Origin of the sequence: Luteitalea pratensis, assembly GCF_001618865.1 — a bacterium.
GTDB lineage: Bacteria > Acidobacteriota > Vicinamibacteria > Vicinamibacterales > Vicinamibacteraceae > Luteitalea > Luteitalea pratensis.
On the sequence record NZ_CP015136.1, the window covers coordinates 6157862 to 6178231 of the forward strand.

Below are 20370 nucleotides of genomic sequence, written 5' to 3' on the forward strand. Positions count from 1 at the left end.
CGAGGTCTGAGGTGAGGCCTTCTGCCTGCGACGCGATCGGTTTCGACCTATCTTGTTTCACATGAACGGCGAACCACTGAGACTTGGCGCGTTTGGCGTTGGTCGCATGGGCCAGGTTCACCTGGAACATCTGATCGCGCTGCACCAGCGCGGCGAGATCGAACTCGTCGCCATGGGCGATCGGTTCGGGCCGACACTCTCGTCGGCGGCTGGCCTCCTGAACGAGCTCGGTGGGCCGGACCTGGCGAGGATCGCGCGGTTCGACGACCCCGACGCCATGGCGGCCACGGCGCGACTGAACGGTGTAATCGTCGCGTCACGCACCGAGGACCACGCGCGCGACAGTCTGGCCTTCATCCGCCTTGGCGTGCCAGTGTTGGTCGAGAAACCGATCGCCAACACGATTGCCGAAGCCGCCGAATTCTGCGGAAGAGTGGCCGAGTGCCCGAATCGACTCGTGCAGGTCGGGTTTCAGCGGCACTTCGACGCGGCGGCCCTGGTCGCCCTGGACTGGCTCTCGAGCGGCCGCATCGGCACGCTCCAGCAGTCGCATCACGTCCTGCAGGACAAGAATCCGACGCCGGTCGGCTACCAGAGCTGCGGCATCACGGCCGACATGGCGATCCATCTCGTCTTCGAGGCCATGAGCGTGCGCGGATTCGAGCTGCCCTGCGCGGTCCAGGCGTTGCGGTTCAACGCGCCGCATTACGACGACCGCGCCGGCGAGGGCGCGAATGTCGTCCACACGTTCTGCACGTGGGCCGATGGCACGGTCGCACACCTCTGGGGATCGCGCATCAACAGCGCTGGATACGACAACGGCTTCAAACTGATCGGCACCAAGGGTCGGATCGACGTCGGTGAATTCGTCGGGGATTTCGGAGCCATCACGGCTCGCCTGTGGAGCGGCTTTGGCGACCAACGCGGCCGACAGATCGACGAGGCGCAGTTCCCCATGACGCGGCCGTCGGCGCGGCATCCTGACTTCTACGCTCGCTACGCCGCAGCCTATGCTGCCGAGATATCGGCCTTCATAGACGGCCTCAGGAGAAACGCGCCTTTCGATCTCGGTCCTGACCTGGGATGGAAGACGCTGCTGGTCGCCAACCTCGCCGAGGCGAGCTCGCGATCCGGCGGACGCCGATTCGACCTCACGCAGACCGACGGATCCACCATCGCGACAGCTGCCGATGCCGCGGCGTATGTCGGCGCGGTTTCTTCGCAGGTCTAAGTCCCGTACACGAGCCTCCCGCTCAGTTCTCGATGACTCGAATGGTGCCATCGGCCTTGTTCAGAGCGAATATCCGGCCGTCCGGTATCACATCGAAGCGCATGTCTGCGCGCTGCGCGACCCCCTTGCCCTGTGCGCGGTTCTTTTCCTGCACGATGGCAAGGAAGGGGCGTGCGGCAGCGCCCGCCCCGGTGACGAAGAGCACCCGGCGAATCGGGTCCTGCCCGCCCTTCGGTACGTCGTCAGCACTGACGTGGAACATCTCGCCGCTTGGCATGTCGCCAAACAGGATCCGGTTAGTGAGCTGCGGAATCGTGGTGCTGCGGTACACGACCAGCCCGACGGCCGCCGACGAGTTGTTGGCGAGCAGCACCGGATCGAGCTGCCCCCATTCGACAATCGGATAGGTCACCTTCGGATCGCTGCGCGGCGTGTCCGTCGAGATGACCTGGTGGCGGACGAACCGGAAGCTGCCCTCCCAGACGCTCCAGCCCAGATTGGCGCCAGCGGTGACCGGGCTCACTTCTTCGACGACGCCCTGGCCGATGTCGGTCAGGTACATCGCGCCGGACTTTGCATCCCAGGAGAATCGCTGCGAGTTCCGGATGCCGTACGCATAGATCTCCGGCAGCGCATCCGGCGTCGAGGCGAATGGGTTACTGGCGGGCACACCGTACTTGCCCCCGCGCCCGTTCTTGCCGAGCGGATCGATGCGGAACAGCTTGCCGAACGCCGCCCCCAGATTCTGCGCAAGCTTCATCGGATCGCCGCCACTGCCGCCGTCGGCGATGCCCATGTACAGCAGGCCGTAGTCGGCGGCGCCGGGCCGGGCCGTCGGGTTGAACGTGATCATGCCGCCGTTGTGGTTCGGAAACGGCTGGCGCAGGCGAATCACTTCTCGCGGCGCCGCACCGTCGTAGGCAGCGGCGCCTGGCGTCTTCGCCGTCCACTCGTGCAGCACCGTGTCGTGCGTGGTGGCTGGATGGGGCGTGGTGAAGTCCGGCGCAGGAACCTGATTCGACGAATCGGTATAGGTGTAGAACTTGCCGAACCCAGGGGCGCCGGCCTGCGCGAACTCGGGATGCAGCACGAAGCTCTGCATCCCGCGCTCGCGGCCCTCCGACTGGACGGCGATCGCCCACTTCGGGTCGCGAAGATCGAGATACGGCGTCACAGTCTTGCCGTCGTCGCTGATCGTGTACAACGGCCCTCGCATGTCGCTCACGAAGATGCGACGTGAGGTCGGCTCCTGCACGAGCATCATCATCCGTGCCGGCACGCCGTCGATGTCAGGCAGGGACGCGAACTCACGCAAGGTGACCGTGATCACACCCTGGTCGCGCGCGATCGGCTGCGGGAACGGATCGTCGGTCTGCCCGGGCTGCAACGGCTCTGGCGCGCCCAGCCGACGTTGAGCCGAGGGTGAGGCGCCGGCGAGCGACGCGAGCGCGACGATCGCCACTATGGATAGTATTCGCTTACGCATGTATCCTCCTGATGCCCGCCGGACAAGTCCGGCGGCTACGGGATTTCGTTGGAGTCCGGCGGCTACAGCTCTCTGGGCTCACTCAATCTTCAGCAGCGCGATCGCGTTGTTGGCGTTCATCGGAATCACCAACTGGCGAGCGCCCGAGTCGTAACACATCGATGCCGCGTTCGGGATGTTCTCCGCGATCAGCTCAGCTGGACGGCGCGGCCGGATCCGCGAGATGCCGCCATTCTGGACACTGCTCACGTACTCTGCGGCGGCTGCGCCAGTGCGGCGCTCGCGCCGCCGGCGAGCAGCACCGCCAGGGCTGCTGCTGTCACACGTGCGTGCGGCATCAAGGCTCCTCTGGAAAGCGGCTGATCATCGTGTCGCTAGCGGGCCGACGGCGCGACGGCGGCCAGGGTCAAGGCTGCCCGCCGTCCCAGCCTGGCAAACACGACCTCGTTGGTCAGCTGCGCGAACTTCGGGGCCGTTGCACCGAACTGCTCAGCCACGGCCGTGGCACGCGCCGCATCAGATGCCGGCGCCGCCAACAGGGGCGCCACGGCCTGCAGCGTCGCGAGGTCCACCTTCCGTGCAGTGTAGACCTGGTCGTACACCTCGAGGGCTGAGACCGCGCTCGGCCATCCGCAATAGATCGCGAGGTGCGTCAGCACACCTGAGGCCTCGATCGGCTGCACGCCGTTGGCGAGCGCTCGCGAGAGGTGTCCTTGCAGTTGCCCGGATTTACCGGTCGCGATCAAGGCCGAGATGGTGACGAGGCTGCGGTCACGTGGCGCCAGCTCGGGTCGTCTCCAGACGTCACCAAACAGCACGTCGTCGATGAGGCCGGCCAGGCCGGGCGCGAGCTTCTGTTGAAGCCCTCCGGACGCGGCACCTGGGCGCCGGCTGCTGGACCGCCGCAGGCGGCGTTGGCTCGGCGGGTGCAGTGGGCTGTCCCTGCGCGTGTGCCTGGGCTCCGCCCCAGGCCAGCATTCCAGCAGCGAGTGAAATCGCGAGCTTCACGATGGCCTCCGTCACAATCGACACGCCTGCGCATGCAGGTGTCTGCGCCCGCGCTCCCGACGACGTTGCGGCGATTCGCCCACTCGGACTGACTGGCAACCTTCCTGGAGGATCGTTCGATCGGCCGGTGGACGCGCGCGGCGGTCAGTCGAAGGTCAACGCCTCTGGCTGCGCATCGAGCCTGGTGCGGTCGAGGCCGACCACACCCGCCAACGCCTCGACATTCGCGAAACGTCCCTGCGCCGCACGATGCGCGACGATGGCTGCAGCGTCCCTGGGCGAGTACCCCAACACCGCCGAAAATTCCTCCGCCGACGCGCTGTTGACACGAATCACACCGTAGTACCGCGTCAGATATCGCCTGATCGTCCGGAGTTCCTCGGGCGTGGCCACCGCGCCAAGCGTCGCCATGCGCGCGACAACGGCGCGCCAATCGGTCGCCTCCCGCCGCGTACGCGCGACGACGTCCACCGGATGGCAGCGCAGGCAGACACGCTTGATCGTCGCCTCCGCGAGATCGTCAGCCTCGGACTGCTCTTCGGGCGAGAGATCGCCGCCGGCGCCATCGAGTGCGCCTTGCGCCACCGTCGCAGGAGCCGCCGGCCGCAACGCGATCGGCGTCACACCCTGCCCCGTCGGAACGTACAGCGTCGTGACGACCACGACGACGAGTGCAACCCCTCGCATGCCTGCGCTCCTTCGCCCGGGGTGACTAGCGCGCCGGCGCGAGCGAGCGCAGGTAGCTTACGATCTGCCAGATCTCGGTGTCCGACAGGCGGCCATCGTAGCCCGCCATCATGGTCGGCGGCAGGCCGCGCTTGATCGCCGTGAAGATCTCGCCGTCGGTCGATCCGTGGTCCCACTGCGCGTCGGTGAGATCGGGCGGCTGCTTGCCGCCGCTCTCCTCGATGATCGAAATGGTGATGCCCGCCTTGACGGCGCCTTGTGCCAGCGGTCCGTGACAGGCGGCGCAGTTGGCCTGAAACACGGTCCGTCCCGCCGAGATCGACGCCGGCGACGATGCGACCGGGTTCGTCATGGTCGCCGGAGCGACGGTACTGGCGGGCGCCGGGGCGGGTGCGGCTGCTGTCGGAGCGGGCGATGGTGCAATCGATGCGCTCGCGCCGACCACCTTGCGGATCATCCCGTCGCTCTTGGTCAGCACATAGAGTTCACCGTCCCCGTCGACCGCGAATCGCAGGTCCACCCGGCCGCGACCTGCGACGCCGCCGAAGCCGGGCAATGCGGCGCCCTTGCCTCCGCGTGCGCGATAGGCGGACTCCGTCAATTGCCGAATGCCGGTCGTCACCGCATGAATCGGAGCCACTGTGGTCGCCACCCCGTCGTCGGCTGCCCGTACCTCGGCGATGTCGGCCGACCAGAAGTGGCCGGTCGTGATGTCGCCGAAGAGCAGCTTGCCCGTGAGCGCCGGGACCGCACGGCCGGTATACACGAATCCGTTGGCAATGGCGTCGCCGCCGTTGCCGTCGCGGCTGTGGGCATACTCGATGACGGGATAGGTCGGCGTGATCGTGCCGCGCGTGATCGTGTCCGAGATCCGGACCGGAATGGTGTCGGGGTCCGGAAGCGGCCCGGCGCCGATCGGCGACATGGTGCGCGTCCCTTCGCGAAGGGGCCAGCCGTAATTGGCGCCCTTGTGCACGACGATGACCGCTTCAGCCGTGACGAGGCCGATGTGGAACGCGAGCAGGCGGGGCTCGGCGGGCCGTGCCGGGTCCACGTCCCAGATCAATCGATGCGGATTGCGCAGGCCGTACGCCCAGATCTCCTTGCGCGCGCCGTCGGTCCGCGTGAACGGGTTGTCGTTGGGAATGCGGTAGCGGCCGTTCTCGCTGACGGTGCTCGTGCCGGTGTGGGCACCGAGATCCGGGACGATGCGAAGGATCTTGCCCGACATCGTGTCGAGCCGCTGCGGCGTGAGCCGGCGGTTGCCGTCCTTCTGATCGCCGGCCCCCGAGTCGCCGACGCCGAGGTACATCACGCGCCAGTCGGCATCGCCGGGTCGCGCCACGGGATTGAACGTCATCTCGCCCAGCGGGTGCTGAGGCAGCGGGTGCTGCACGCGCAGCACTTCCCTCGCGGTCCCTTCGAACGTGGCGTTGCCGGTGTTCCGATCCGTCCACTCGATCAACACGACCTCGCGGGCAATCTTTCCATCGTCGGTGGGCACCGTGATCGGCGGCGAGACCTGGTACGTCGAGAGGTCGAGGCCCGGCACGACGCCGGCCCTGGCCTCCGCTGGCGCGGGCGTGGACGGGTCCTCCATGTGGAGCGTGTAGAAGATGCCGTTCTTGCTGTAGTCAGGGTCGAAGACGAAGCTCGTGAGCCCCGTGGCGAAGTTCCGCTCGAACGTGAACTTCGGAAACAGGCCCGGGCGGCCACCAAGGCCGTTGAAATCGAGGTACGTGGTGAAGGTCTTTGTCTGCGTGTCGAGGATGTACAGCGGGCCGTTGAGATCGTTGACGAAGAAGCGGCGCCCACCAGGCTCATCGCGCAGGTAGTTGACCCGCGCCAACTGGCCGCGGGTATTCTCCCCCGCCAGTTCGCCTGTAATGGGCAACGCGGCCACGTCCTCGAGCTGCAGCGTGAGCCCTGACGGTATCGGCTGTGCCGCCAACAGGCGTGCCACCGCTACCGCCATCACGATTACGAGCCCCGCCTTCATCACGCGCGTCAACACCGTGCTCTCCTCAGCTCATATCCGTCCGCGTGTCACCCATCGCTCCCGGCCGTTGACCACACCACTGATCTCAGGGGTCGGACCGCTTCCCGGCGTCGGTGTTGAGCTGCGTCACGTCGAGCCGCGCTTTTCGCGCGTCGGGGCCCGCGCCGACCGAACCATCGGGCCGGAAATCGAAGATCACGTCTTTCTTGGGATCGTGACGGGGCCACGCCGGCAGACCGGCACCGTTGGGATCGCCCGTCTTAGCGAAGTTGACCCAATAGCTCTGCGCCATCCGGGAGACGGCCTGATCTTCCGGCGTCAGCGTCGTGCCCGGGCGGGCCATCAGGGTGCCGAAGACGTACCCAATCTCGCCGCCGTGCGGGGCGCCTGCACGCATCTGGTCGCGCATCGCCGACTGAACGTAGGAGAACCGGTAGCGATAGGTCGGCGAGCCGTTGGCCGCGAAGGCATTCGCGGCGAAGCGGGCCGGCTCGGCCTGGCCGAAGTCGTCATTGGCCCTCGCGACAAGCGTCGCGATATCGGCGGTGCCGTCCGGATCGTAGGCGGCCCTTGCCTGGTCGCTCCATTTGCCGAACCTGGCCCACAGCTGCTCCTTGGTGGTCGCCTTGACCCGGTTCCCCGCCGTGTCGGCACTGTTGCTACCAACCAGAAGAGGTACCTTCGGTTGCCTGCCCGCCTTGTAGGCGGCCTCGGCAGTCTCCGTGATCAGCTTGCCGTCCAGAATCGGCGTCGTCTCGACCTGCGGCGTGTTGGCCCCTGCTGGCGCTGGAGCACCGCGCAAGACCTGGTCGGCGCTGAGGGCGCGCAGACTCGCCAGTGCGGCCGCATCCGTGCCCTCGATCCCCATCGAACGCGCGAAGGTGGTCCCAATCGTCTCGGCCGACACTGGATAGTTCGGATCGACGCCGTCGCCGCGCATCGGCCGCGCGGTGAGCACACTGTCGCGCGAGCCGGCAGACTCGGCGATGGCCTTGTGGAACAGCCCGCGCCCCATGGGCGACGCCAAAAGGCTGTGTACCGAGACGCCGCCCGCGGAGAAGCCGAAGATCGTGACATTGCTCGGGTCACCGCCGAAGGCTGCGATGTTGCGCTTGACCCACTGCAGGGCCGCGATCTGGTCCATGTACGCGTAGTTGCCCTTGGTCTCCTCGGGGTGCTCGCCGTTCAAGGCAGGAAAGGCGAAGAACCCGAAACGTCCCACGCGGTAGTTCAAGCTGACGAGAACGACGCCCTGCTTTGCGAACTGTGTACCCGCGGTGAATGGCGAGGCACCCGAACCGCCGACGAACCCACCCCCGTAGATCCACACCATCACGGGCAACCGGGTGGCGGTCGACCCGGCGGGACGCCACACGTTCACGAACAGGCAGTCCTCCGACGGCGCTCGCGGCGCTCGCGCGCCTGCGGCCGGAGGCGGGCCGAACCGCCCCTGCATGCAGTCCGCGCCAAACTCCGAGGCCTGGCGCACGCCGGTCCACGGCGCCGCCGGCTGGGGCGGCCTCCACCGCAACTCGCCTACCGGCGGCGCGGCGAAGGGAATGCCCTTGAACGACTCGACCCCGTCAGCCACGACGCCTTGCAGGTCACCGCCATCCACGCGCACAGCTGCAGGCGCTTGCGACCGAACCACGCTGCCAACAGTCGCCGCCACGGCCAGCGCGGCCAGCGAGCACACGAGACATCTGGTCACCCTCGATACGGCCGCAGCCCTGTCTTCGCGTCTTGCGCGCATGTCTCTCCCTTTCACGTCCGCACTGCTACTTGTCGAGCGCCTTGGCCTTCAACCACGCGGACATCACGTCAGCCACCTGCACGTTGTTCAGATCCGAGAACGGAAAGTGCGTGTTGCCACGGATGCCGATCTCCGGCAGGTGCACGACCGTCACGTCGCCGCCCCGCTTGTTGACCGCATCGCGCCACAGCCGGGCCATCTGCAACCGCGCGCGCCAGCCGTCCTGGCCGCCGTTCGCGATCGGCTGCTCGGGGATGTAGTCACCGTAGTAGATCACGATGGGGAGTCGGGTGAGCTGCATGAAGTCCGGGAGCGGGATACCGACCGCGGCCAACGTGCCACCGGCACTGGGGATCGGTGGCGGGACCTCCCCTTCCGGAAAGACGAATGCGCTGCCAGGTTCGTAGGAAACGATCGCTCGGACATTCTGGCTCTTGATGGCCGTGCGCCAGCCCATGCCGCCACTGTGGGAGTGGGTGACCAGGATCGCAGGGCCAATCCTGTCGAAGAGGGCGGCGATGGCGCTGGCGTTCACCTCGGAGTCGATCGGGCCGATGTTGGGCGCCATCTGCCGGAAGTACTGGTTCAGTGCGTCCTGGTCGCGCGAGAACTGCACACCCGCGAAGAAGTCCGGCCAGATGCCGAGCCTGAAGGTGGCGAACCACGTCTGCTCGTCGGGTGTGGCCGCGATGGTGCCATCGACCGTACTGCGGCCCGCCCGGCCACGCCGCGGCTGATCCACGAGATAGACGCCGAACCCGCGCCGCAGGAAGATCGTCTGGTAGCCTTCGCGCCCGTCAGGGGTGGTTTCCCACGTCTTCGAAAACTGGCCGATGCCGTGCCACATGACGAGCGGCAGACGCCGAGCGTTCACGGGTACCTGATAGAAGACATACGCGTGATCGCCATGCAACGTCTGTCCCCCCGGCGATGCGGTCTGCCCGGCCGCTGGCGCCTTGGGATCGAACGCGCCTGGGCTGGTGACGACGGTTCCACCGACGGCGAAACTGCCCTGGCGGTCAATCACCAGCGCGCCGCGGCTCCGTGGCGCGCACGCGCTCACGCCCATCGACGCGACGAGCAGCAGCGAAAGTGCCAGCCAGTGCACGCATGTGACCGCCTGCCTCGTTCGTCGAATCGTCGCCGTCACTGGCCGTCGTACCGCCGCGCCGCTGGTCATGACTCGATTACGGTATCTCTGCTGGCGACCGGATTCTTGCCTGATGCTGCGCGTCTCTTGCCTTGGAGTCGCGCCGGCGTCCGCGTGCCTCATCGGCGTACGATCGAGGTCGCCGACTTGTCGTCCTTCCGGTGCCCAGTCGTCAATGGCGCCATCGGGAACTGCTCCCATGCGAGGCGACCAGGAGGCACTCCGGGTCGTAAGAGGAAGGAGGCGCACGCGATGGATCGCAAGGAACACTGGCAAGGGGTGTTCACCACGAAGGGTGAACGGGACGTCAGCTGGTTCGAAGCGTTGCCGGCGATGTCGCTGCAGATGATGGAGTCGGCAGGTCTGGGTCCCGATACGTGCGTGCTCGACGTCGGCGGCGGCGATTCTCGCCTGGTCGACATCCTGGCCGCGCGTGGCCTTGATTGCCTCGCGGTGCTGGACGTCTCCGGAGCCGCGCTGCATCGCGCGCAGGAGCGACTGGGCGACCTGGCCGGCGCGTTCACGTGGATCGAGTCGGACGTCACGGCCGCCTGGTCCTCGAAGCCGATGGACATCTGGCACGACAGGGCGGTGTTCCACTTCCTGACCACGGTCACGGACCGTGCACAATATCGGGCCCATCTCCTGCAGACCGTGAAGCCGGGAGGCGCCGTGATCATCGCCACGTTCGCACTCGACGGACCGGAACGGTGCAGCGGGCTGCCTGTCGCCCGCTATTCAGCCGAGACCCTGGCTGAGGAGTTGGGCAGCGAGTTCCGGCTGATCGAAGCGGTGCGCCACGAACACCAGACGCCACGGGGCGCGATGCAGCCCTTTGTGTATGCACGCTTTCGCCGAGAGCGCAGCCCGGCGCCCATCCTCGATGGGAAGGATGCAGCAGCGCCGGCGGTGTTCGCCCCACGCGGTTCCCTCCCGGCTCCTTCACGTACAACTCCGTGGTTCCGTAGAACGTGTCGCGCCGCGGCTCGACAATCGTGGCACTGGAGACCGCCCTCTCGATTCGATCGAGGTTGTCGACCGCGATGAAGAGCACGGTCGAGGGGCCCACTAGAAGCGAAACTTGTAGGTGCACTTCGCCAGAAGGATCCGGTTCCGAGGCGCCAGGGTGGGCGACGCGAAGCGATCCCTGATCTCGTCGTACACGAGGTAGATTTCGCTGCCCGGCCGGTACTCCCAGCCCACCAGGAAATTCGCTGACAACTTCTGGTCGAGGTCGTTCCACTGGATGTACGACTTCACGAACAGATCGGTCGTGAACGCATACAGCACACGGTTGCTGAGCGTCGTCGTGTCGAAGGCGCCCTCTGGGTGATCGACAATGTTGTGCGTGTAGATCAGGTCGACCGCCAGGTTGGCCGTCGGGTGGACGGTCGTCGAGAACAGCAACTGCCTGCGCTTCCCACCCCAGTAGTCCATCAGGCTGTAGTCCACGATGCCCGAGACGGGTCGACTGGCGTTGCTCTCGAAGCTCACATCGTGCGACCGATTGGTGTAGTCGCCAGGCTGGATGGTGATCGGGCCGACCGAGAAGGGAACGACGATGCGTTCGCTGGCCGGAGCGTAGGCATAACCGATCTTGTCGTTGGACTCGAGGGTCAGTTTTGCCCCGGCCGTGCCTCGCCTTCCCAGGAATGCGTTGTCGTAGAAGGCATCGTATGCAAAGGATCCGGAGTAGATGAGGTTGCGCACACGCTTCCGGTTGATCCATTGCGTGTAGCTGGCCTCGGCGGAGGAACGCCGGAGATCGTTCTGCGTCACAAACCCCATCTCCGGGACGAAGTCGGGACCGACGGCGTAGTAGCGGACGTCTGCCACGATGTCCCGCTTCGAGTACATGAGGCGCCCGATGCCGAGGCTGTCATTCGTGACGCCCGATGGATTGAAGGTGTGTGCCAGCAGCAGTTCTCCCTTGAGGGACGGACTGAACCAGAAGTTGCCGTCGAGACCGGCCAGCCGACTGAAATCAGTACCGCTGCTCTGCTTGTTGGTGACGATGGCGCCGATGCTGCTGTTGGTGAACAGGTTGCGCTTGACACGGAGCACGCTGTAGTTGGTCGACGGCTCGTGCACGGTGGACGCGGCCGACAGCGACACGTCCGCGCTGTCGGTCTGCACGTTCATCACGCCCACTGAATAGGGTCCCACTCGACCCGAGAGCTTGGCCGCGGCCAGGATCGGCACTTCCTGCCCATTGGACAGGCCGATCCGGCGACTGTAGAACATCATCATCTCTTGTTCGAGGCCAACGGTGAACAGTCCCGCGTCCTCCAGGAAGAAGTCTCGCTTCTCAGGAAAGAAGAGGGGAAACCGCGTGAAATTGATCACCTCCTGATCGGCTTCCACCTGCGCAAAGTCGGTCCGGATCGAGACGGTCCCCAGGAGGTTCGGCGTGAAGTCGTAGTGGATGTCTCCCCCGGCATTGAACCGGGGATCGGATGACGTCGGCCGGTAGCTGCGCTCTCCGCCGGCAAGCACGTAAGGCTCCGCTTCCCATTTGGCGTAGGCCGCATCGGTCCGGATGCCGATCAACTGGCCGAAGCGCTCGGCCCGCCATGTCGCACGGCCGCCCAGCCACCTGGGGATCGGCGCCCAGTAGTCCGACTCCTGCTTGCGCCGGATGGCGCGACTGAGCTGCAAACCCCAGGTCAACGGCTGGTCGCCTCCGAACCGCAGCGTGGAGAACGGGATCCGGAACTCGGCGGTCCAGCCGTCGTCGGTCACCTGCGTCCTGGCCTGCCAGATGCCGTTCCACGCCGTGTTGTACGACCGCGCATCGGTGACGATGCCGTCGCGCCGGGTTCCCAGGGAGTTGGTCGAGAAGTAGTAGAAGTTCCGATGATCGTGGTAGGTGTCGAGATAGATCCCGACGTAGTCGTCGTTCGAGAGAGGCGCATCGCGGCGCATGTCCTGGGCGATGATCCCCTTCGGATTGGCGTCGTGGCAGATGATCCCGAAGTAGAGGGCCCGCTCGTCCTGGACGACGCGGACTTCGGTGTTCTCGGTGGCCGCGACCCGGTCGAGGGGCGCGTACTGCCAGAACCGTGTCGCCGGCACGGCGTTCTGCCACACCGCCTCGTCAAGGATCCCGTCGACCTTGATGGTCTCGCCGCCGGGTATGACGTGCACATTCAGCTGGGCAGGCGCAGGCAGGTCGGGACGGTCGTCATCCTGCGCCCACACCGTCGCCGGCACCGCCCCGATCAGCGCGAGCAGAACCAGCACACCCAGCCGCCGACCTGAACTCGCCGCGCGCCGAAGGCGCACATCGGCGAGTCTTGAAGGTCGACGGCTACAGTCGCCGGCGGAGCCGTCAGGCATCGGCAGCAGCTCGGGGCCACAGAGTGAGCCCGCGTGGGGCCGGCCGGCACAGGACGGACAGTGGTCGTGCGTGGAGATGGCATCGTGCGATATCAGCACGGGGCGGGATGGGGGCTGGTGCCGTAGGTGTGCTCGCTGCTCATGATTCCGGGTACGCCCTGGAGGGTGGCGGATACGCATCGCCGCGCCTGGCGTCGCAGAGCGGCGTGACCACCCTGGCAAGGATAGTCGCATCGACGGAAGCGATGCATCACACCTCCGGCTTTCTCGTCAGCTCCCCATACAGCCACGCCCGCGCGGCGGTCCAGTCGCGCTCGACGGTGGCAATCGAGATGTCGAGGACCTGGCCGATCTCGTGCAGCGACAGGCCGGCGAAAAAGCGCATTTCGGCGACGCGTCCCTTGCGAGGATCGAATTCGGAGAGTCGCGTGAGCGCCCGATCCAGATCGAGGATCTCCACGTCCCGCGCCGCGAACCCGGCCACGTCCTCGTCGAGCGTCAGCCGCTTCCACTGGCCGGAGCGCTTGTTCATCTTGCCGGCGCGCGCGTGGTCCACGAGGATGCGCCGCATCATCCGGGAGGCGATTGCAAAGAACTGCGCCCGGTTGATCCACGCCGCACGCGTCTGATCGACGAGCCGCAGGTACGCTTCGTGGACGAGCGCCGTGGCCTGGAGGGTGTGGCCGGTTCGCTCGTGCCGGAGATGGGCGGCGGCGCGACGCCGGAGCTCGTTGTAGACGAGCGGCATCAGTTCCTCGCGCGCCGCGTCGTCTCCGCTGGTCCAGGCCTGCAGCAGAGCGGTGACGTCGTCGCGAGGCTTCATGGCGACTCGCGCGCGAGCAACTCTGGAAGACGCAACCGGCTCGTGGGCGTCTGACGGCCGAACAGGTCCAGCACGTTGATCAACAGCGTGACGGAGCGGTCGGGTCTCTGCCCTGGCGATACGTACCGGACGATGGCGGCGACGCGACTCGCATCGGACGCAACCGAGTAGTACCTGATCTCGTTCCGGTTGTCGATCGGCTGTGTCGACCAGACGCGTGGCTTCTCGGGCACGAATCGATCAGCGTCTACCGAGTACGGCGTCATCCTGATCAGGCCGTCCGGGCCCTGGAAGAACAACTCCTGTGAGTCGCGTGACCACTGGGGATAGTCGCCGCCGCCGGTCGAGACTTGCCACTTGCGCCCGTCGTCGGGGAACGCCCGGACGTAGATCTCACGGCGCTCCGAGTCGTTCGAGGAATAGGCCACCCATCGGCCGTCAACCGAGAACGTGATCTCCCGTTCGTCGAACGGCGTGATGAGGAAGGGTTCCGGCGTCGATGCACGAAGCCCAGAGCCGTCGATACGCACCGGTACGGTCCACAGGTTCCAGGACTCCCGCCCTGAAGCATTGAGCGCCTGGAACGACAGGCGTTGACCGTCACCGCTGAACGACAACGGCATCTGTACGTGGTTCGTCCTCGTCAGCGCCTGCGGCGGGGTGCCGCCGTGGGACCGGACCCACGAGAGACCCTCCGCGTGGCGGAAGACGATGAAGCGGTCGTTTGGCGTCCAGAGGGGAAGGGACGCGTCCATCGCCAGGCGCGTACGAGTCTCGCGGCCGATGTCGTGGATCCACACATCGCCACCGAGGACGAACGCGAGCCGGGTGCCGTCGTGCGAGAGATTGAGCCACTCGTACCCCCCAGGCTCGGCCAGCAATGGCCGGATCGGGCCCGACTTGTCGAGCCAGTTCACGGTCGCCTGATCCTGGACCCGGTACACCCACGTCCCCGTCCGTGAGGTATCGAAGCTGGCGAATCCGAAACCGTCGGTGGACGCCACCTGCTCCAGAATCGGGACCGCTGTGCCGCGAAGTTCGAGTCGATCCGGATCGAACGCCGCAGCAAATATCGACGAACCTCGCCGGAACACGAGGTAGTCCGTCCCATCTGCGTCCTGAATGAACCGCCCGAAACTGGCATTCTCCAGTAGCGTCTTTCGACGGCCGTCGGCGAGCGACAGGACGTCGATGCGTGCCTTGTCGAACCACGTTGGCAGCGTGTGGCTGGTGAACAGCAGGACGTTCCGGCCCGGCAATCGCTGCGGCCAGCGATGGGTGACCTCACCCGGCGCGAGTCGCGTGAGTGGTTCCGGCGTTCCCCCCGCCGCCTGAACTCGAGACAGGCCCTCGAGTTGTCCAGTGCAGCGACGATGACGTCGTCTTCGCCCCAGGTGCCGCCGCGCCCGGCGGGAGCGTCGCAAATCGTTACGACGGAGCCGCCATTTAGACTGATGCGTTTGAGCTTGTCCTGGGCGAAGAACGCGAGAGACGAGCTGTCAGGAGAGAAGAAGAAGCTCAGGGCACCGTCAGTGCCCTCGAGCGCGATCGAGGTGGACTGATCGAGCCGCCGCGTGTACAAGCGGCCGTTGGACATGAAGACCAGCCGCTCACCGTTGGGCGAAATGCCGACGTCTGGTCCCGCCTGCGATCGCGACAACTCCACGCCCAGGTCGACGTCGAGACGCATGACGGCCGGCACGACGACTGCCGCGGCTGCCGTTCGCCAGCGCCGTGGCGTGACGAGGCCACGCGACACGAGCGGCATGCCGGGCTGTTGGACGCCGTCAACGTGCGGCAGTGCCCGGGCCGGCGGCGTCGAGCGCGCCGCCAGGGCCTCTTCGATCTCTAGCCGTGCATCCCCGAGGTCGCGCAACCGTCGCGCATGATCCTTCTCGAGGCACCGCTGGGTCAGACGGCGGATGGCTGCCGGTGTCGCCTCAGGCAGCGAACTCCACGCCGGTTCGTGTTCGATCACGGCCGCCAGCGTGTCGGTCACCGTCTCGCCGTCGAAGGCGGCGCGGCCGGCGAGTATCTCGTACATCACGCACCCGAACGACCAGACATCGGTGCGTTTGTCCACCGGCCTGCCCCGCGCCTGCTCGGGACTCATGTAGGCCGGCGTGCCGGCGACCAGGCCTTCCCGCGTTCCGGCCAGCGACGGGGACGGCGTGGGCGCAGGCGTGCCGTCCCGCGCCGTCAGCTTCGCCAGGCCGAAGTCGAGGACCTTGACGGCCCCGTCTGGGGTGATCTTGATGTTGGCAGGCTTCAGGTCGCGATGGACGATGCCGCGGTCGTGCGCGCACTCCAGCGCCAGCGCGATCTGGCACGCCAGCCGCAGCGCTTCGTCCACCGGCAGCGGGCCACGCTCGAGTCGTTCAGCGAGCGTCTCGCCCTCCACCAGCTCGAGCACGAGCCCGCGCCGTCCGTCGGCCTGCGCGAGCCCGTGAATCGTCGCGATGTGCGGGTGGTTCAGTTGGGACGGCCAGGGCGTTGGCGGCGTGCGCGGCGGGGCTGCCTCGACGACGCTGCCCTGCAGGGGCTCCGTCTGGTCGCCGCTCGCGTTCACACCAGTCGACATCAACACCACCACTCCCACGGTCATCAGCATCCGTCGCATCGCCCTCGCTCCTCGAGAGGCCAGGGGTCGGCCTCCTGAGCGCGACGCGAGAAGATGCCGGGGACTTGCCACGGACCTGCGTGAATTTGTAGAGCTGGCGTGGAATCACTCGCCAAGTTTTCGCGATCAATGCCGGCAACTCGGTGCGGCACGCGCCATGGTGATCGTGCGGTCGTCACAAGAGACAACCAGGGCAGGGGCGCGAATTGGGCGTTCCGCGGACGGTGTGACGGTGGCGCACGTCAGCGTGCGTCGAAGCCGCGACGCCATCGAGCTCATTGCCCACGAACTCGAACATGTGCTGGAGCACCTCGAGGGCGTGACGTTCCTCGACGTCAAGCGACCTGGCTCGGGGATCTCGCTTTCTGGCGGCGCGTTCGAGACCAGGCGAGCCGACGATTCCGGCCGCCGCGTCGCTGCGGAGGTGCGCACGGCAACTCGAGCGCACGCAGGAAGCAGGAGATGAGGCGCTGCGCGGGGCTCATCCCATCCCTACTTTCCTGGCGGAGGCACGCGCCATTTCAGGCCCCCGAACCAGCCATCGACGACCACGATCGGCGCCCGCGTGGCGTTCGGATCGGGCTCCCTGTCCTTGAGCATCAGGAAGCGCTGGCCGTCGCGAGAGACGTCGTAGTGGCGTGCTGGATTGGACTCGGCATACGTCGTATGGAAAATCGTCGACGGCCTGCCGTGGACGAACGTCGGACCAGAGGTCTGGACAGGCACTGTCGTCAGCGCACCTGATTCGTCGAGGTAGAACAACTCGAGGCCGTTCCGGGCCCACACGGCTCGTGTCCCCCCTCCCTTCGAGATCTGCCAGCGGTTGCGATCCGCCTCTGGAAACGGCCGCACGTAGATCTCCTTCCGCCCGGATTCTTCCGACTCGTACGACAGGTATCGACCATCCGGCGAGACTTCGCCAAACCCCCCTGGGATACGGACGCTGGCCACTGATGGCGCCGGCGGCTGCATGAGACCACCTGCGCCACCGGCCCCCGGTCGTACGGCCGTGGCTGTCAGTGGGAACGTGACGACGTCGGAGGTGAGCGTCCGTGGCGCTCGGTCGAAGCCGACGATCGTCGAGCCATCGGGCGTGGCCGACGTGGGCCACTGGGAGTTCACGCTCGTCGTGATCCGTTGGACCGTACCAGTGAAATCGGCAGCCTGGCTGTACAGGTTCAGCACGCCCGTGCGGTCGGACATGAAGACGATCCGCCTGCTGTCGCGTGTCCACACGGGGAGTGCATTCATGCCGGAAGCTGAGGTCAAGGGCGTCAGTGTCTGCCGCGCAATGTCCCAGATCGAGATATTGGTACTGCCCTGATCGAGAATGCCGCTCGCGATGCGTGTCCCGTCGGGCGAAACGCGTGGTGGACCGTAACGGCGGATTGGTGCCCCCCTGACCGGCTCCTCGCGTCCCCTCCGATCCACCCAGACGAGCGACCGCATCGGGTTCTGTTCAACCGCTTGAGCCGCGACATGGACGAGCGTGCTTCGCGATACCGCGTAGTTGGCAGCCCCGCTCGGTTTGATCATCAGCTCTTCGACGACCGTCACCGGAGCGCTCCGCACCTCCAGTTGGGCCGGATCGAACTGGACGGCGCGCAGCGTCCCTGCCGTCGCGTAGAGAAGGTACCCACCCCGTCCTGCGCCTGACGAGTCGTCCGCGTATTGGGGCTCGCTCCCACCGGTCACCAGCGTCTTCCACGTGCCCGTCTTCAGGTCGAGGACGGCCACGAGGGAGTCGTCTGCCGAGCCAGGCCCGGCAATCGTGAACAACACACCGCGTCCGTCTGGCAGCACACACGGGAACTGATGGTCGATCTCACCTCGTGCCGCCTCCGGCCTGGTCAGTACTACGGGCTGGCCACCGTCGGCCGACACACTCCATAGCCCCGTGACTGGATCGTCGGTGGCAAAGACGATGGTGTTGTCGTCTCCCCAGCTGGCACCGAGCGATCTGCCGGCGACCGGACCGAGCGTGATCACCGGTCCTCCATCAAGGGACACCTTCTTGATTTCCGCGCTCTCGAAGAAGCCAATCCACCGGCCGTCTGGTGAAAAGAATGGCGCGTAGGCGAGAGCGATGTCTGGGAGTGCCCGAGCCTCGACTTGCTCTCTCGAACGCACATGCAGCGGGCTGCCATTGCTTGTCGTGCCTCCCGCGCGATAGACGACATGCTGGCCGTCTGGCGACAGCGCGACGTCGCGATCGTTCCCCGAGACGTTCAGTGGCTGGCCGGTCGGCGGCACGATGGCAAAACGAGACGGGCGCACGGGCGGCACGAGCGCCGGTTGCGGCATCGCCCATGCGATGAACGCCACGAATGCCGCAACGCCGGCCACCGTCGCGAACACCGCACGCGCACGGCCTTGAACGCGTGGTGCCGGAAGCGCGACCACCTCGGCGGCCGGAGACGCGATTGCCTCGTCAATCGCAGCCCGTGCACGGTCCGCCGACTCGAGTCGTCGCTCACGATCCTTGGCCAGGCACCGTCGCAGCAACTGTCGCAGCAAGTCCGGCGTTCCAGCCGGCAACAAGGCCTGGGCCGGCTCGCGTTCGAGAATCGCGGCCAGGGTGTCAGCGACGGTATCGGCGGCGAAGGGCGCGCGGCCGGTGAGCATTTCGAAGCACACGCAGCCGAACGACCAGATGTCTGTCCGGCTGTCGACCGGCTGGCCCCGCGCCTGCTCCGGGCTCATGTAGGACGGCGTGCCGAGCATGGTCCGCTCGTCGATGCCGGTTCCGGTCAGGTTCGGCGATATCGCGAGGTCGGCATGCGGGGCGCCTTCCCACACTTTCGCCAGACCGAAGTCGAGCACCTTGACCACGCCGTTACCAGTGACCTTGATATTCGCCGGCTTGATGTCGCGATGAACAATCCCCTTCTCGTGCGCGGCTTCGAGGGCTTGAGCGATTTGACGCGCGATGGTCATCGCCTCATCGATCCGCAGCGGTCCACGCGCGATCCGGTCCGCGAGCGTCGGCCCGTCGACCAGTTCCAGCACGAGCGCCTGCCTCCCGCTCAGCGCTGCTCCTGTCGCGCCTCGACACTGGTCCGGGCACTGTTCGATGCCGAAGATAGCGGCGATGTTGGGGTGATTGAGTGTCGCGAGCACCTGGGCCTCGCGTGCGAATCGTGCCAGCCGCTCCGGGTCGAGTGCGAATCGTTCGGGCAGTACCTTCAGCGCGACATCGCGTCTGAGGTTCGTGTCGCGCGCCCGGTACACTTCGCCCATCCCGCCGGCACCCAGGAGGCTGACGATGTCGTACGGACCGACGCGGACACCTGGAGTGAGGACCGTAGGAGACGTCGCGTGGTCGGTCGCCCGCGGTTGGACAGCGAACGGATCGTCAAGTACGGACGCATGGGCCGCGGGGAGACGATCGAGGAAGCTGCCCTCCAGGGCATCCGACGCCAGGAGCGACTCGACTTCGCGACACAGCGCCTCATCGTCGCCGGTCTCGGCGACCAACATGGCGTGGCGCTGGTCGATCGGCCATTGCACAGCCGCCTCGAACAGCGCCTTCACGCGCGGCCATGAACTGTCGGTCACGGGTGGGGTTCGGAACCGAGTTCGCGCCGGAGCCAGGCTCTCGCGGTGCGCCAATCGCGACTGACAGTCGATGGGGACACCGCGAGGACATGGGCCGCTTCGTCGATCGTGAGCCCGCCGAACGCGCGAAGCTCGACGATCCTGGCCAGAGAGGCGTCGACCTGCTCCAGGCGTTCGAGTGCCTGATCCAAGGCAAGGATCGGGATCTCGTTTGGCGCGGCGGCGTCCTTCGCTTCGTCGATGGACACACACCGCACGCCGTCGCCTCGCTTGATGGCGTCGTGACGGCGGGCGTGGTCGACCAGGACCCGGCGCATCACCTGCGCCGCGACGCCGAAGAAGTGCGCTCGATTCTGCCAATCGACCTGGCGTTGGTCGACGAGCCGGATGTACACCTCATGGACGAGCGCCGTCGGCTGCAAGGTGTGGTCAGGGCGTTCGCGTCGAAGCTGGCGCGCGGCCGCTCGGCGAAGCTCTGCATACACCAGCGAGAGCAGCTGATTGAGCGCGGTCCGATCGCCGCGACTCCAGTCGCCGAGTAGCGCCGTGATGTCGGGAGACGATGCCACTCGAGTCCTCTGGTATCTGTTGGAACGCCTCAGCTTAGCACCGAACCCGAGGGCCGCCTTGTCGCCGTTGACCCAGTGGCGGCACCGCTTGCGCGATCTCCAGGCAGTCGCCCTTTCGATGGCCGTCACCCTGGCGCCATCGACAGC

Annotated in this window: 16 protein-coding genes; 3 read left to right on the forward strand and 13 right to left on the reverse strand. The window is 66.6% G+C overall.

Going from position 1 to position 20370, the window contains the following annotated elements; translation table 11 throughout:
• The first annotated feature begins 61 nt into the window (after positions 1-61).
• Positions 62-1231, forward strand: a complete 1170-nt coding sequence (locus LuPra_RS25980) for a Gfo/Idh/MocA family protein (protein ID WP_110173458.1) — start codon at positions 62-64, stop codon at positions 1229-1231.
• A 22-nt stretch (positions 1232-1253) separates the two neighbouring features.
• Here the strand turns inward: LuPra_RS25980 and LuPra_RS25985 are convergent, their stop codons facing one another.
• The 7 genes from LuPra_RS25985 to LuPra_RS26015 all read right to left on the reverse strand — a co-directional run bounded on the left by LuPra_RS25985 (position 1254) and on the right by LuPra_RS26015 (position 9233).
• Positions 1254-2717 (reverse strand): PQQ-dependent sugar dehydrogenase, encoded by a 1464-nt coding sequence (locus LuPra_RS25985; RefSeq protein ID WP_110173459.1) that lies wholly within the window; start codon positions 2715-2717, stop codon positions 1254-1256.
• Positions 2718-2795: 78 nt separating this feature from the next.
• Entirely contained in the window at positions 2796-2966 is a 171-nt protein-coding gene (locus LuPra_RS25990) for a hypothetical protein (protein WP_201792168.1), read from the reverse strand.
• A gap of 125 nt (positions 2967-3091) precedes the next feature.
• Entirely contained in the window at positions 3092-3535 is a 444-nt protein-coding gene (locus LuPra_RS25995) for a carboxymuconolactone decarboxylase family protein (RefSeq protein WP_234800557.1), read from the reverse strand.
• A 334-nt stretch (positions 3536-3869) separates the two neighbouring features.
• Positions 3870-4412: a helix-hairpin-helix domain-containing protein gene (locus LuPra_RS26000; RefSeq protein ID WP_110173461.1), complete on the reverse strand. Its 543-nt coding sequence runs from the start codon at positions 4410-4412 to the stop codon at positions 3870-3872.
• Positions 4413-4437: 25 nt separating this feature from the next.
• The gene (locus LuPra_RS26005) at positions 4438-6426 is read right to left on the reverse strand and encodes a PQQ-dependent sugar dehydrogenase (RefSeq protein WP_110173462.1); all 1989 of its coding nucleotides are present in this window, start codon (positions 6424-6426) and stop codon (positions 4438-4440) included.
• A gap of 70 nt (positions 6427-6496) precedes the next feature.
• On the reverse strand, positions 6497-8164 hold the full coding sequence (locus LuPra_RS26010; RefSeq protein ID WP_110173463.1) for a carboxylesterase/lipase family protein: 1668 nt from the start codon (positions 8162-8164) through the stop codon (positions 6497-6499).
• Positions 8165-8189: 25 nt separating this feature from the next.
• Positions 8190-9233, reverse strand: a complete 1044-nt coding sequence (locus LuPra_RS26015; RefSeq protein ID WP_234800968.1) for an alpha/beta hydrolase — start codon at positions 9231-9233, stop codon at positions 8190-8192.
• Between the two features lie 333 nt (positions 9234-9566).
• On the opposite strand from LuPra_RS26015, the gene LuPra_RS26020 reads away from it, so the two are divergent.
• Complete coding sequence (locus tag LuPra_RS26020) at positions 9567-10361, forward strand: class I SAM-dependent methyltransferase (RefSeq protein WP_110173465.1); 795 nt, start codon at positions 9567-9569, stop codon at positions 10359-10361.
• Positions 10362-10382: 21 nt separating this feature from the next.
• On the opposite strand, the gene LuPra_RS26025 is transcribed toward LuPra_RS26020, so the two are convergent.
• The 4 genes from LuPra_RS26025 to LuPra_RS26040 form a co-directional block, all read right to left on the reverse strand.
• Positions 10383-12557 (reverse strand): DUF5916 domain-containing protein, encoded by a 2175-nt coding sequence (locus LuPra_RS26025; protein WP_157899700.1) that lies wholly within the window; start codon positions 12555-12557, stop codon positions 10383-10385.
• Between the two features lie 346 nt (positions 12558-12903).
• Complete coding sequence (locus LuPra_RS26030) at positions 12904-13476, reverse strand: sigma-70 family RNA polymerase sigma factor (RefSeq protein WP_110173467.1); 573 nt, start codon at positions 13474-13476, stop codon at positions 12904-12906.
• Entirely contained in the window at positions 13473-14393 is a 921-nt protein-coding gene (locus LuPra_RS26035) for a TolB family protein (RefSeq protein ID WP_162472828.1), read from the reverse strand. The genes LuPra_RS26030 and LuPra_RS26035 overlap by 4 nt, the downstream gene beginning before the upstream one ends.
• Positions 14390-16096: a serine/threonine-protein kinase gene (locus tag LuPra_RS26040; protein WP_110173469.1), complete on the reverse strand. Its 1707-nt coding sequence runs from the start codon at positions 16094-16096 to the stop codon at positions 14390-14392. The genes LuPra_RS26035 and LuPra_RS26040 overlap by 4 nt, the downstream gene beginning before the upstream one ends.
• Before the next feature lie 232 nt (positions 16097-16328).
• On the opposite strand from LuPra_RS26040, the gene LuPra_RS26045 reads away from it, so the two are divergent.
• Positions 16329-16562 (forward strand): hypothetical protein, encoded by a 234-nt coding sequence (locus tag LuPra_RS26045; protein ID WP_157899702.1) that lies wholly within the window; start codon positions 16329-16331, stop codon positions 16560-16562.
• Positions 16563-16588: 26 nt separating this feature from the next.
• Here the strand turns inward: LuPra_RS26045 and LuPra_RS26050 are convergent, their stop codons facing one another.
• Both LuPra_RS26050 and LuPra_RS26055 read right to left on the reverse strand, forming a co-directional pair.
• On the reverse strand, positions 16589-19654 hold the full coding sequence (locus tag LuPra_RS26050) for a protein kinase domain-containing protein (protein ID WP_110173471.1): 3066 nt from the start codon (positions 19652-19654) through the stop codon (positions 16589-16591).
• On the reverse strand, positions 19651-20223 hold the full coding sequence (locus LuPra_RS26055; RefSeq protein WP_234800558.1) for a sigma-70 family RNA polymerase sigma factor: 573 nt from the start codon (positions 20221-20223) through the stop codon (positions 19651-19653). The genes LuPra_RS26050 and LuPra_RS26055 overlap by 4 nt, the downstream gene beginning before the upstream one ends.
• Positions 20224-20370: the final 147 nt, after the last annotated feature.

Bases quoted from the DNA above. Each gene is read 5' to 3' on its own strand.
- LuPra_RS25980 (WP_110173458.1), top strand. From the start codon at position 62: ATGAACGGCGAACCACTGAGACTTGGCGCGTTTGGCGTTGGTCGCATG.
- LuPra_RS25985 (WP_110173459.1), bottom strand. From the start codon at position 2,717: ATGCGTAAGCGAATACTATCCATAGTGGCGATCGTCGCGCTCGCGTCG.
- LuPra_RS26000 (WP_110173461.1), bottom strand. From the start codon at position 4,412: ATGCGAGGGGTTGCACTCGTCGTCGTGGTCGTCACGACGCTGTACGTT.
- LuPra_RS26010 (WP_110173463.1), bottom strand. From the start codon at position 8,164: ATGCGCGCAAGACGCGAAGACAGGGCTGCGGCCGTATCGAGGGTGACC.
- LuPra_RS26015 (WP_234800968.1), bottom strand. From the start codon at position 9,233: ATGGGCGTGAGCGCGTGCGCGCCACGGAGCCGCGGCGCGCTGGTGATT.
- LuPra_RS26020 (WP_110173465.1), top strand. From the start codon at position 9,567: ATGGATCGCAAGGAACACTGGCAAGGGGTGTTCACCACGAAGGGTGAA.
- LuPra_RS26030 (WP_110173467.1), bottom strand. From the start codon at position 13,476: ATGAAGCCTCGCGACGACGTCACCGCTCTGCTGCAGGCCTGGACCAGC.
- LuPra_RS26040 (WP_110173469.1), bottom strand. From the start codon at position 16,096: ATGCGACGGATGCTGATGACCGTGGGAGTGGTGGTGTTGATGTCGACT.